The sequence below is a fragment of the Komagataeibacter rhaeticus genome, assembly GCF_011611525.1.
GTDB lineage: Bacteria > Pseudomonadota > Alphaproteobacteria > Acetobacterales > Acetobacteraceae > Komagataeibacter > Komagataeibacter rhaeticus.
The window spans coordinates 2,590,460-2,602,901 of record NZ_CP050139.1 but is presented as its reverse complement, the minus strand read 5'-3'; the positions used below and the strand labels follow the sequence as shown (position 1 = coordinate 2,602,901).

General features: G+C 61.8%; 10 protein-coding genes and 1 riboswitch. Of the genes, 4 read left to right on the top strand and 6 right to left on the bottom strand.

What is annotated here, in order from left to right; translation table 11 throughout:
• Positions 1–37 precede the first annotated feature (37 nt).
• The 3 genes from GWK63_RS11865 to GWK63_RS11855 all read right to left on the bottom strand — a co-directional run bounded on the left by GWK63_RS11865 (position 38) and on the right by GWK63_RS11855 (position 3,471).
• The gene (locus tag GWK63_RS11865; RefSeq protein ID WP_007399458.1) at positions 38–1,513 is read right to left on the bottom strand and encodes a sugar porter family MFS transporter; all 1,476 of its coding nucleotides are present in this window, start codon (positions 1,511–1,513) and stop codon (positions 38–40) included.
• Positions 1,514–1,549: 36 nt separating this feature from the next.
• The gene (locus GWK63_RS11860) at positions 1,550–2,413 is read right to left on the bottom strand and encodes a shikimate dehydrogenase family protein (RefSeq protein WP_007399459.1); all 864 of its coding nucleotides are present in this window, start codon (positions 2,411–2,413) and stop codon (positions 1,550–1,552) included.
• 80 nt (positions 2,414–2,493) lie between these two features.
• Positions 2,494–3,471: a LacI family DNA-binding transcriptional regulator gene (locus GWK63_RS11855; RefSeq protein ID WP_050800750.1), complete on the bottom strand. Its 978-nt coding sequence runs from the start codon at positions 3,469–3,471 to the stop codon at positions 2,494–2,496.
• A gap of 304 nt (positions 3,472–3,775) precedes the next feature.
• Between GWK63_RS11855 and GWK63_RS11850 the strand changes: the two genes are divergently transcribed.
• Entirely contained in the window at positions 3,776–4,951 is a 1,176-nt protein-coding gene (locus GWK63_RS11850; RefSeq protein ID WP_007399461.1) for an AAA family ATPase, read from the top strand.
• Positions 4,952–5,010: 59 nt separating this feature from the next.
• Here GWK63_RS11850 and GWK63_RS11845 read toward each other — a convergent pair whose 3' ends face one another.
• Positions 5,011–5,424, bottom strand: coding sequence for a CrcB family protein (locus GWK63_RS11845; RefSeq protein ID WP_007399462.1), 414 nt, complete (start codon positions 5,422–5,424; stop codon positions 5,011–5,013).
• 39 nt (positions 5,425–5,463) lie between these two features.
• Positions 5,464–6,276 carry a universal stress protein gene (locus GWK63_RS11840; RefSeq protein ID WP_007399463.1) on the bottom strand — a complete coding sequence of 271 codons (813 nt, stop codon included), beginning with the start codon at positions 6,274–6,276 and terminating at the stop codon, positions 5,464–5,466.
• Positions 6,277–6,413: 137 nt separating this feature from the next.
• A riboswitch (Fluoride riboswitch) is annotated at positions 6,414–6,492 on the bottom strand.
• A 476-nt stretch (positions 6,493–6,968) separates the two neighbouring features.
• Here GWK63_RS11840 and GWK63_RS11835 point away from each other — a divergent pair.
• The gene (locus GWK63_RS11835; protein WP_039999551.1) at positions 6,969–7,976 is read left to right on the top strand and encodes a zinc-dependent alcohol dehydrogenase family protein; all 1,008 of its coding nucleotides are present in this window, start codon (positions 6,969–6,971) and stop codon (positions 7,974–7,976) included.
• A gap of 140 nt (positions 7,977–8,116) precedes the next feature.
• A complete protein-coding gene (locus tag GWK63_RS11830; RefSeq protein ID WP_223846525.1) occupies positions 8,117–10,033 on the top strand; it encodes a Hint domain-containing protein in 1,917 nt (638 codons plus the stop codon).
• A gap of 201 nt (positions 10,034–10,234) precedes the next feature.
• On the opposite strand, the gene GWK63_RS11825 is transcribed toward GWK63_RS11830, so the two are convergent.
• Positions 10,235–11,236 carry an NAD-dependent epimerase/dehydratase family protein gene (locus GWK63_RS11825; protein ID WP_034927633.1) on the bottom strand — a complete coding sequence of 334 codons (1,002 nt, stop codon included), beginning with the start codon at positions 11,234–11,236 and terminating at the stop codon, positions 10,235–10,237.
• Positions 11,237–11,686: 450 nt separating this feature from the next.
• On the opposite strand from GWK63_RS11825, the gene GWK63_RS11820 reads away from it, so the two are divergent.
• Complete coding sequence (locus GWK63_RS11820) at positions 11,687–12,418, top strand: IclR family transcriptional regulator (protein WP_034927647.1); 732 nt, start codon at positions 11,687–11,689, stop codon at positions 12,416–12,418.
• The last annotated feature ends 24 nt before the right edge of the window (positions 12,419–12,442 follow it).

The window sequence follows — 12,442 nt, the reverse complement described above, 5'->3', positions numbered from 1 at the left end:
GTTCCCTTACGCTCGGTCAGGAACATGGGCGTGCCTGCTACCGGCCTTTGCGGATGCTCCGGTAGAAATTGCCGGATCTCAGCGCGCTTTCAATCCCTTCCAGCGTGGTGCCGGCCGTTTCAGGCACATATCGCCAAACGAAGGCGAAGGCGGCGACGTTTACGAGGCCAAACAGCCAGAACGTGCCCGTCGTGCCCAGTGCCTGCACCAGTGACAGCGTGACGAGCGAGACAAGCGTATCGGACAGCCACACCGTTGCACTGGCCATGCCCATGGCCTTGCTGCGTACGAACAGCGGAAAGACTTCGGCCGCGATCAGCCAGACCGCCACGGACAGGGAACCGAAGTTGAAGAAGATATAGCCCAGAAGGGACAGCACCATAAGGACCAGCCGCATGCCCGACAGCGGTGCCGGACTGAGAAAGACCGCCCCCAGCACGAACAGCGACAGGGCTGCGACCGGCAGCATGTACAGCATCATGCGCCGCCGGCCGATCCGGTCGATCAGGGCAATGCCCATCGCCGTTGTGATGGTTGATGTGACACCGACCGAAACCGATGTCAGCAATGCCGCCGAATGTCCAAGCCCGGCCTGTGACAGGATGATGGGCGCGTAATAGACAATGACATTGGGACCGGACAGCTGGGAGAAGGCTGCAATCCCCAGTGCGGCAACCAGGGCAGGGCGGATCCAGCGCTGCTTCAGGCTGAAGCCGCCGGCGCCGGTGGTCGCGTCCGCATCCACGGTCAGGACATCATCCAGTTCCTGACGGACAAGGTCCTTGTGCCCCCGCAGTCTGTACAGGATCGAGACGGCATGCCGTTCACGTTCATGATGCAGCAGCCAGCGCGGGCTTTCCGGCAGGAAAAGCATGCCAAGGGCCAGCAGGATGGCGGGCACGGCCCCCAGCATGAACATGGACCGCCAGGATTCCGCACTGCCGGACAGTTCATACCCCACAAAGAAAGCCAGAAGCAGCCCCAGTGAAAAGACAAGCTGGAACAGCGAGACCAGCCCCCCACGCCGGGACGCCGGGGCCAGTTCAGCCACATAGACCGGCACGATCTGGGTGGTTGCGCCAATCGCCGCCCCCAGCCACAGGCGCGCGGCGATAAGGGTGCCGACATCCGGCGCAAGCCCGCACCCCAGTGATGCCGCAATGAATATGCCCGCCGCCACCATGATGGCCGGCCTGCGCCCCCAGCGGTCCGATACGGGACCACTGAGCAGGGCACCGAAGATCGCCCCGATGTTCAGCGCCGCCGCCACCCATTCCTGCCCCGCGGTTGATAGGGAAAACGTCTGTGTCACGAAGATCAGGGCGGAGGCGATGATCCCGGTATCATACCCGAACAGCAGCCCCCCCACGGCGGCCACGGCAGCGGCAATGGATACATACCGGCGGGCCGACAGGGTCTGGTCCCCCCGGTGCACCAGGGCCGCAAGGGCGGACAGGGCACGTTCATGCGTATGGTCACGGGTCGTGGCCGGGATGTCCGGGATGGATGGCATGCCGGGATTTCCTTTTCCCTGTGGTGGGGCTGCGGGTCAGTCCGTGTCGGATGCGCCGAATATGTCGCGCAGGGTCTGTTGCATCACGCCTGCATCAAGCGTTTTTCCAAGCCATAATTCCACGCCGATCACACCCTGATTGACCAGCATGCCCAGGCCATCAAGCGGCGTGCAGCCACGCGCGCGGGCTTCACGCAGGAAACGGGTCCGGGGGGGATTGGGGATGACATCCGCCACGATCTGCCCGTGCGCCAGCGTATCCAGATCAACCTCCGGCATGGCCTGCCCGTCACCCAGACCCACCGATGTGGCGTTGATGACGATATCCGTCCCTTCGGGAATGCGGGCCTTGCCCACCCATGGGCAGCCCGTGGCGGCACTTCCGGTATTGTCCCGCACCAGGGCGGCAATGGTCTCGGCTTTTTCCGGGTCACGGTTGGCAACCGTTATGTGCGCGGTACCCGCCAGGCCCAGTTCCACCGCAATGGCCCGCGCGGCGCCACCGGCCCCCAGCAGGAAAACCTTTTTGCCTGCCGGGTCGGTCACATCGCGCAGCGAAGCCAGGAATCCCTTGCCATCCGTATTGTTGCCGATCAGCCTGCCATCCCGGATGGTGACACAGTTCACCGCGCCAATGATCCGCGCGGCCTGCGCCAGTTCGTCCAGATGGTCGATGACCGCGACCTTGTGGGGCAGGGAGCAGTTGAAGCCCACCCATTCCATGGCCACGGCGCCCTTTACGGCGGCGGCCAGATGCGCGGCGCTGACATCGCAGTTGATGTAGCGCGCATCGATCCCGGCATGGTGGTAGGCGGCCTCGATCATGGCGACGGTCGGGTTGTCCGCGCAGGGTGTGGAAAATGAACCGGTAAGGATGCTGCGGAAATTCTGGTTGCTCATACGGCGGTCCTGACAGATGAAAGATTGCATAGCTATGCAAAACAACACGCTTTTCACATCAGGGTGCAAGCCCTAATCGTTCAGGGCGCGCAGCCCGTGCTGCCGCGTTCGATCAACTGGGCGTCAACGACGTATGTGCGCGAAAGCGGCGTGTCCTGTGTTGCCAGGGCTTCGTCCAGCAGTTCCATGGTGCGGGCAACCATATGTTCGGTGTGCTGGCTGAAGGATGTCAGGTCATAGCTGCGCCATGCCGCCTGCGGAATATTGTCATAGCCAAGGATGATCACGTCACGGGGGCAGTGCAGGCCCATGCATTCGCGCAGCGCGTCAATCGCGCCACAGGCCATCATGTCATTGCTGGCAAAGATTCCATCCGGCCGGACGCCGCGTTTTTTCAGGCGGGCAATGGCGTCGTATCCGCTGTCATAGGTATCATCACCCTGCAGCACGCTCAGCGCGGCAGGGGGGCTGCCCGCGTCGTGCAATCCCTGCCGGAAGCCTTCGCCCCGTGCGCGCGAGGCCGCGTTGCGGACGGGGCCGGCCAGCCAGACCGGATATCGTATCCCGTTGTGGGCCAGCAGGCGGGCTGCTGTCAGGCCGGCCCCGTGGTTGTTGGAATTCACGGTTGAAATCCATGGTCCCACCCGTGATGAATTGAAGCAGACGACCGGAATCCCCAGTTGCGACAGTGCCCGGACAACGGTGTCCGATCCGATTGCAAGCGATGTGACAACCGCGTCGATCCGGTAGCTGACCAGCTGGTCCAGCGCGCTATCAAGGGTTACGGCGTCTTCCACATGCATGAGCATGACCTGAAGCCCGTTTTCACGCAGCGCCGTTGCGAGCTGCTCCAGCGCGGTGGCGTAAAACGGATTCTGCAGCCCGCCGATCACCACGCCCACCATGTATGACCGGCCTGAAAGCATGATGGCCGGGATACGGTTGGGGCGGTAGCCAAGACTGGCCGCGGCGGCCAGCACCTTCTGCCGTGTCCGGGCCGAAATGCTGGCCGTGGGGGAAAAGGCCCGCGATACCGCCGACTGGGATACCCCTGCCATCCGTGCGACATCAGTGGAGGTAACGGCGCGAATGATGGTCTGCTCCTGCCTGTCATGGTTCCGGGCAAGTCTACCGTCTTGCGCATCATGGCACCATGGTTTCAGGCAGGGGGCATGGCGCGTGGCATGCGCGGGGCAAACATGAACACGATTTAATTTTATTTTGAGGTCAGGGTCTGTATAAGGAAGACTGGTCCTTGAATGGACTTGTCTTTCTTCGGAAAGCTGTATGCCCGATGGTGAAGCGCTATCAAAGGTTGTGTAGGGGCCTTAATCCCTATTCATTCACTTTGCGGAGTCGCCCATGGCGGATGCAAGCCATACCCCCGATATTACCAGCACCCTCCCCCTGAAAGCGGATATGGTTCCGTTTTTCGATGTGGATGACTTCTGTTTCAGGGAGCGTCCCGCGGCAGGAACCGGCCAGGCCCCCGACAGCACGAATCCTCCCGCCCCGGCTGCGGAAAAGGCGCCGCTGCCCACGCCGCTGGATGATTTCTGGTACAATCCTGATGCCCGCACGGCAGCGGAGGAAGCGGGCGGGGGCAGTTCCACCTTTCAGCCCCTGCCTGTCTGCGCCCCGCTGGAAAGCGATGCCGGATTCCATGAAAACGAACGGCTGCTGCTGCGCTACGCCTTTCTGCTCGATCCCCTGCCGATCCAGCCCGTCACCAACAGCGCGGAGTTCATCTTCGATACACTGAGCGCGGAGTTCCCCAATTTCGTGGAGGCGCTGGACTACATATGCTCGTTCGTCAGCATGGCCCGGCTTGGGCAGGGGCCGGTCTATTTCCCGCCGCTGCTGCTTGATGGCCCCCCCGGTATCGGCAAGACGCGCTTTGCCATGCGGGTTGCCAGCCTGTGCAATGCGGGTTTTGACATGCTCTCCTGTGGGGGAATGAGCGGCGGCATGGCCCTTCAGGGTTCGGAACAGGGCTATTCCGAATCACGACCGGGCTTCTATGCCGAAACATTCAGGAAGACCAAGGTCGTCAACAACGTGATCCTTCTCGACGAAGTGGAGAAGATGATGACCGACCACCGTGGCGGCGACCCGTATGCGGCACTCCTGCCATTGCTGGAACAGCAGACCGCCCGTGTGCACAAGGACAACTGCCTGCAGGAAACCATCAACCTGGGCTATCTGTCCTATATCCTGACCGCCAACAGCGTTGACACCATGCCCGAACCGATGATGACGCGCGTGCGGATGGTGACAATACAGCCACCTGGCGTGAACGATCTGGAGCGGATCGTGCCCCATGTCATCAATGATGTGAAGGCATGCTACAATCTGGGGAATTACGATTTTGTACCTGACATGGACGAGATCAGGCAGGCTTACATGGCAAATCCCAACATCCGTAACCTGAGGGCAATCATCGAATACCAGATCCGTGCCACGCTGTGGAAACCCAGAAGCGGCCGGATCGCCTTTACCCGTCCCGTGCAGAAGGCAACCATAGGCTTTGCCCGTTAGGGCGGCCAGACCCGGCGGCTCGGCGTGCCCGCTGTGGCCGCGTGGGGGCGGGCCGGTGTTCAGTGCCGGCCTGGATGGCCGGTGTTGATGGCCTGAGCCGCCATGTAGCCTGCGGTTACACTGGCCATGCAGAGTGTGACCGACAGGCCGATATTAAGCAGCGCACGCGCGGGCGTGCCGTTCCTGAGCAGGTCGAGTGTCTGCAGGCTGAAGGACGAGAACGTGGTATAGCCGCCACACAGCCCGACCATGAAGACAAGCCGCCCGGTTTCCGATACGGGCAGCCGCCCGCTGGCTGCCGTAAGGGTACCGAAGAAGGCGATTGCGAAGGAGCCGGTGACATTGATCATGATGGTGCCCCACGGCAGGGCCTGGCTCCAGCGCGCGGTGGCCAGTCCCAGCCAGTAACGCAGGAGCGTGCCCCCGGCACCGGCAAGACCGATAAGGAGCGTGGGCAGCACATTCGCGGACATGGAAAGCATCTCTCTTTATCTTGATGGGGGATGGCGGCTTCAGTGATGGGTCAGCAGCGGCAGGGGGGCGTGGGTCAGGATATCCAGCGTCGGCCCCCCGAACAGCCATTCAAGGAAATGCGGCCGCCCATACGCGCCCATGACCAGCAGGTCCCCCTGTGCGGCCAGTGCCCGGATCCGGGCACCCACATCCGTATCGGTACTGATGAATCGCTCCACCGCCACCGTTACGCCCTTGTGGCGCAGGGTGGCCACCAGTGCCGGGTCGGGCTGGGTGTCCAGCCGGGACTCGCCAATGATGACCGTTACCTTGCGGGCCTGTTCCAGCAGGGGCCATGCGCTTGCAACCGCGCGCTCCAGGCCGGGCGATGCATGCCATGCCACGACAGGGTTCAGCCCGATGGTGGCATAGGCCCGCAGGGGCGCCATGACAACGGCGGCCCGCGCATCGTACAGCGCCCCGGCAAGGGACGGGCTGATGGCGGCCGCATCGCCCGCATGCGGACGGCCCATCACGACAAGGTTGCTTCCGCTGGCTTCATGGGCGACAGTCGCGCGGATGTCACCAGCCTGTTCAACCCAGTGCGTGTCGGTCGTGTGGCCGGTTGCGGCGGCCCAGTCCGTGCAGATCCGGTGCAACTGCGTTGCCCGGTCGGCAATGGTGCGGGCAAAGTGCAGGCGCGCTTCATTGCCAGGCATTCCTTCATCGGGACTCTGGTAATCCGGGTCGGTGGCGGGCTGGGGCTGGAGCACGCGGATATCGTGGCATCCCAATCGGCAGGCCAGTCCACCTGCGGTTTCCAGTGCCGGGAGCGCGGTTTCCACGCAATCAAGAATGACGAGAATACGCATGTCACTGCGCCTGCCGGCAGGGCAGGGGGCAATGTGCGCAGGGCGGAACACGGCCTGTCCTGTTATCGGGTGCTGGCGGGATGATGGAAACTGCAGGATATGGGGTCACGGACACACTCCTCCCTCACGCATGATATGGCGGGGTAGGAATCATCAGCCCGGCGGGCGGTTCGATTTCATCACTGAAATCAGGCAGAGTCCATTGCCGCCCGTATTATGGGGATACTGTGCGGGTGAAGTCAATCCCTGCGTCATCCCGGCAGGGAAGCCGTATGCCTAAGAGACTGTTTGAAAACAAGTCATTGATAAAAAATAATAAAAGTTTTTGGATGCTGCCTTTTTTCAAAAAGGCGGCGTTCTTCGAAGCTTTTTGAAAAAAGCTTCACCAAAAACTTCTTTATGATTGCTGAATGTCTTCCGGCCTAACTTTTCAAACAGTCTCTAAAAAACGGCAGAAGTTCCAGGGTATCGTCTTTATTGCATGAAGGTGGTGTTTCCTGAAGCCTTCTGAAAAAACATTCGCCAAAATTTCCTTATTATTTCAGTATTGAAAGATAATATGTGGAATAACGAACATTTTTATTTTTATAAATAAGTATTTACAATAATTGATGAAATGGATTTCACCTGTATTGAGTGCAATCTCCCTGCCATGCTATTCCCTATTCCACAAAACCAAGGAGATGCCTGCCATGCCCAGGACAGTCGTGGTGCAGCCACCTGGTGGCTTCGGGAATGTTGCCCTCTCGCAGCAGGCCGCCCGCCCGCCCGGACAGGGTGAAATCAGGGTAAGGCTGCATGCCTCATCGCTCAATTACCATGACTATGCGGTTGTCAGTGGCATGTGGGGGCCTGCAGTCCCGCGCATTCCCATGGCCGATGGCGCGGGAGAGGTGCTGGAAGCCGGTGCCGGTGTAACGGAATTCGTGCCGGGGGATCGGGTTGTCAGCACGTTTTTCCCCACATGGCTTTCCGGCAGGCCGGAGGTGATCGGGTTTGCCACGGTCCCGGGCGATGGCGTGGACGGCTATGCCCGTGAAGAGGTCACGGCCGCCGCCACATCGTTTACCCATGCGCCGCGTGGCTGGACGGATGTCGAGGCTGCCACGCTGACAACCGCCGCCCTGACCGCCTGGCGCGCGCTGTTTGTCGATGACCGGGTCAGGCCGGGCGATACGGTTCTGGTGCAGGGGACCGGGGGTGTTTCGATCTTTGCGCTACAGTTCGCGAAAATGGCCGGCGCCAGGGTTATCGCAACATCATCCAGCGATGCGAAACTGGAGCGCCTGCGTGAACTGGGGGCGGACCATGTGATCAATTACCGGCAGGACACGCAATGGGGCCAGACGGCATGGGACCTGACGGGCGGGAAGGGGGTTGACCATATCATCGAGGTCGGCGGCGCCGCGACGCTGGAACAGTCGATGGCCGCGATCCGGGTTGCGGGGCATATTTCCGTCATCGGTATCCTCAGCGGTGTTGCGGGCCAGCTTGCCATCGTGCCCATGCTGCTCAAGCAGTTCCGCCTGCAGGGCGTGCTGGTGGGCAGCCGGGCGGACCAGCAGGCCATGGTGCGTGCGTTTGACAGCAGCACCATCCGCCCCGTCATTGATCGTGTTTTCCCGCTAGAGGAGATTGTGGCGGCCTTCCGGTATCAGGAAGGCAACCGGCATTTTGGCAAGACCTGCCTGGCGTTCTGACGTGGCGCGGCCCCGCACCGCCCTGGCGGCGGCGAGACCTGTGGGGCGGTTTTCCCGTGTTCCCGTATCCAAAATTAACCGTTTTTTTTGTTTTCTGTATGAAAACACATGCCATCACATGGAATGGTATGGACATAACAATGACCACAACCACGGGCACCACGGCATCTGGCCTGACCTATACCGAAACCGGAACGACGCTTGGTGTGGGGATAACAACCACATCCTATGACGTCACGATAACGGATGCGAGTGGTGCGACCGTTGCGCACCTGACGGATATCAGTACCGGCCTGGACGTGCTGGGCCTGAAAGTACTGCCGACAGGGGATGTGGTGACGGGGTCGGATTCCGTTACCACGCTGGTCGGCGTTCTGGGTGGTACCTATGTTTCCATGCCGGGCAGCACGGGTGGCATCACTGTTGTGGCAAATGCCATCAGCGCCAATACATACTATATTGGCGGTGATACCGACATCAACATCCTGGTCAACGCGCTTTCTGGCAATACCATCAATATCTATGGCGGCACGGCAACCTTCTCGGGTGATCTGGTGGCCGGGCTGCTGGCCGGTTCGACCATCAACATAGGGTACGGCGGGACCTATGATGGCGGTGATAACCTTATCAGTATTCTCACCGGTTCCACCGTCAATTTCCAGACCGGGGGCGGCACGCTTGTACTCAATGCCGATAATTCGGTCCTCAACCTGATCGCCTCCAACGGGGTGGGCGGGGTGACGTTCAGCGGTTATGATCCGTCACAGGATACCATCCAGCTCCAGAACACCACGGCCCCCATCGCCGGCTACACGATCAGTGGCGACAGCACGAAAACCATCACACTTTACGGCAGCGACGGTACGGAAGTCGCGGCCTACCAGGTTTCACTGGCTACCGGCATAAGCCTGGCCAACGGCACCTACAGCACGACGGGTGATACGACGGCCAATCCGCTCCAGATCACCTATGTGGATGGCAATACGGATATTGGTGTCTGTTTCCTGTCCGGCACCATGATCCAGACCCCGGGCGGGGATGTACCGGTGCAGGATGTCACGATCGGTGATGACGTTGTGGCTTATGTCGGGGGGCAGGCACAGACCCGCAGGGTCATCTGGACGGGTACGGCCCGTACCGTGGTACGCCATGGCCTGCCGGATGACGAGGCCGGCTACCCCGTCCGTATCCTGAAGGATGCCATTGCCGATGGCGTGCCCTGCAGGGACATGCTGGTCACGCCGGAACATTCGCTGTTCCTTGGTGGCGGGTTCGTGCCGGTCCGCATGCTGGTGAATGGCCGCTCGATTTTCTATGATCATGCCATTACCGCCTATGATTACCACCATATCGAGACGGAGCGGCATTCGATCATCATGGCCGATGGCGTGCTGACCGAAAGTTATCTCGATACGGGGAACCGGCACATCTTCCACCACAGGGGGCCTGTCGTCAGCATTGGCAGGGGGCCGGTCCGTTCATGGGCGGTGGATGCGGCGGCTCCGCTCATCGTGGCGCCGGATGTGGTGGAACCCCTGTACCGCCAGCTGGAAGCAAGGGCACGGGAAACCTTTCATGACATCCGTGTCGCATCGCCCGTGCTCCATCACGATGCGGGCCTGCATCTGGTTGCGGATGACGGCGCGGTCATCCGGCAGATGCGCGAGAACAGGGGGTTTGCCATTTTCATGATCCCGCCCGGCGTGCAGGCCGTGCGCATCATGTCGCGTACCAGTCGCCCCTGTGATGCGATCGGGCCTTATCTGGATGATCGCCGCCAGCTTGGGGTGCTGATCGGGCAGATCAGGCTGTTCGAGGGCAGTGTCGCCTATTCCCTTTCGTCCCATCTGGATGATGCGGCGCCCGACGGGTGGTGCAATGGCTGGCACGCACCGCGCGATGGACGCTGCCGCTGGACTAATGGCCGGGCCGAACTGGTGCTGGGGCCGCGCCATCCCACGCTTATGGGGCTGCTCTGTCTCGAAATCGTCGCGGGTGGTCCCTATGTCGATACAGGTCATGCCCCGTCCGAAGACAGGCCACGCCTGACGGCCTGACCATGCTGGCCCCCCGCCCCGCCTGGCGCGGGGGGCAGACCCCACGGGCATGACGGATGCCCCTGCCCTGATAGGCGGGCAGACATGGAACGGCGCACTCTTCACGCATGGTATGGCCATGCCATTTCCGATTACGGCCAGCCGCGGCCCCTGCGCCATCATCAGGGGCCCGGCGGGGGGGAGGAAGGCCGTGATCAGGGGTCAGGCCGCCGGCCCGTAATACGCCCTGTACCACGCCACAAAGGCGTCAACCCCGTCCTGCACCGATGTTGCCGGGCAGAAACCGGTCAGGTCCCGCAGGGCGGTACAGTCGGCCCAGGTGCGGATGACATCGCCGGGCTGCATGGGCATGTAATTGCGGATGCAGGGCCTGCCCAGTGCCTTTTCAATGGCTTCGATGAACGCCATGAGACTGACCGGCTGGCTGTTGCCGATATTGATCACCCTGTAGGGGGCAACGGGGCTGGCACCGGGGTCGGGTTCTCCCGGCCCGCGTGGTGGCTTTTCACATAGCAGGCAGATCGCTTCCACCAGGTCATCAATATAGGTGAAGTCGCGCTCCATCCTGCCGTTGTTGTAAACATCGATCGGTTTGCCCGCCAGGGTATTGGCGGTAAACCTGAACAGCGCCATGTCCGGTCGCCCCCACGGGCCATAGACCGTAAAGAAGCGGAAGGCGGTGACCGGAACCTGCCAGATATGGGAATAGGAATGCGCCAGTTCCTCGGTCGCCTTCTTGGTGGCGGCGTAAAGGCTGAGCGGATGGTCGCAGCGCTGGGATTCCACAAAGGGCACATCCGTGTTCGCGCCGTAGACGGAGGAGGTCGAGGCCAGCATGAAGTGCCGGGGCCTGTGCTGCCTGACCTGTTCCATCACATTGTAGGTGCCCACGATATTGGCGCTGATATAGCCGCCGGGGCTTTCGATACTGTGCCGCACACCCGCCTGCGCGGCCAGATGGATGACCAGTTCCGGCCGGCACTGCGCGAAGGTCCGCTCCATGGCCTGCATGTCTTCGAGCATGAATTCGTGGCAGGTGAACTGCCCGAATGCCCGCAGCATGGCATGGCGCGCCTGTTTCAGCGTTACGTCATAATAGGGGGTCATGCCATCCACACCCGTAACCGCATGGCCCTCCCGCAGCAGTCGCCGGGCGACGTGAAAACCGATGAACCCGGCCGTGCCGGTAACAAGGATGCGCATCCTAAACTCCAGAAAGATGTGGCGGCCGGGAAGGGGCGCGCCAGTTTCGTTCAGCCTTGCGCCATGATATGCAGCGCCCCCGGTGGCCCAGCGGCGGCAGGAAGACGGTTACGGGACAATGATCGGGATATGGCGGGATATCCGGGTGGTGCCAGGGCCGGACAGGCGGCATAACCGGAGAGGAAAGAGGCGTGCCATGCCGGTCGCGTTGTGTTTCCCTGATGAAATGGCATATGCGGGCTATATGGCACAGGCCGGGGGCGGATGGCCAGTCTGGCCACAGTGTTGTCATGTCCGTCCATGGCGGCCCGGGTGGGGTGGTTGCATGGTGGCGGACAGGCATGGGACAGTGTCCGTGCCGCCGCCGGCATGGCTTTGCCGTGGAACGGGTCATTCAGCGATGCTGAACCCGTGATGCATGCCGTCCGCCCGGCGCAGAAGGAGTGGCCCGTGGGAAAGACGCCGAAGCTGATCCAGTCCATAGAGCGCTCCGTCGCCATTCTGGAAATCATCGCGCAGGAAGGCGGCAGCGCGCGCCTGCAGCAGATCGCCGCCATTTCCGGCATTGGCAAGACCACGGTCCACAATATCCTCCAGACGCTGGACCATCTGGGCTACGTGCAGCGCCGGGCGGGGGATGTGCGCTATCATCTGGGGGGGCGTATCCTCAACCTGTCGCGTATCGCGGGTGATGATGACGGGCTGCGGACCCGCATGCGCCCCGCGCTTGAAGCCATTGCCCATGAAAGCGGGGCAACCGTGTATCTGGGCGTGCCCAGCGGGGATGAAGCGGTCTATCTGGATATTGTGGGGCCACAGGACCCGGTGGTACGGGCCTCCCGCCTGCGGCGGCGCGAAACGCTGGAGGGGGCGGCGGTGGGGCTTGTGTTCCTGGCCTTCATGCCCGGCCTGGGCAGAAGGGTGTGCGCCACGCGCGCCCGGGCGCTTGACGCCACGGTGCTTGACGAGATCGAGGCGGTCAGGGTGAAGGGATATGCCCTTGACCTTGAAGCCTACCGCCCCGGCGAGCACGGGGTGGCAGTGCCATGGCGGGAGAACGGTGAAGTCCGTGCGGGCATCGCCCTTACGGGGCCTGCGGCGCACCTGCCCCGCTACCGGCTGGTCCGGCTGGCGTGGATGATGATGCGGCATGTGGAACAGGCAACCATTCAACAATGTTGAATAAATGGGGATTCCGCTCATTGG

Coding starts and splice junctions, on each gene's coding strand:
- GWK63_RS11865 (WP_007399458.1), bottom strand. CDS start 1,513: ATGCCATCCATCCCGGACATCCCGGCCACGACCCGTGACCATACGCAT.
- GWK63_RS11860 (WP_007399459.1), bottom strand. CDS start 2,413: ATGAGCAACCAGAATTTCCGCAGCATCCTTACCGGTTCATTTTCCACA.
- GWK63_RS11855 (WP_050800750.1), bottom strand. CDS start 3,471: ATGGCAGGGGTATCCCAGTCGGCGGTATCGCGGGCCTTTTCCCCCACG.
- GWK63_RS11850 (WP_007399461.1), top strand. CDS start 3,776: ATGGCGGATGCAAGCCATACCCCCGATATTACCAGCACCCTCCCCCTG.
- GWK63_RS11845 (WP_007399462.1), bottom strand. CDS start 5,424: ATGTCCGCGAATGTGCTGCCCACGCTCCTTATCGGTCTTGCCGGTGCC.
- GWK63_RS11840 (WP_007399463.1), bottom strand. CDS start 6,276: ATGCGTATTCTCGTCATTCTTGATTGCGTGGAAACCGCGCTCCCGGCA.
- GWK63_RS11835 (WP_039999551.1), top strand. CDS start 6,969: ATGCCCAGGACAGTCGTGGTGCAGCCACCTGGTGGCTTCGGGAATGTT.
- GWK63_RS11830 (WP_223846525.1), top strand. CDS start 8,117: ATGACCACAACCACGGGCACCACGGCATCTGGCCTGACCTATACCGAA.
- GWK63_RS11825 (WP_034927633.1), bottom strand. CDS start 11,236: ATGCGCATCCTTGTTACCGGCACGGCCGGGTTCATCGGTTTTCACGTC.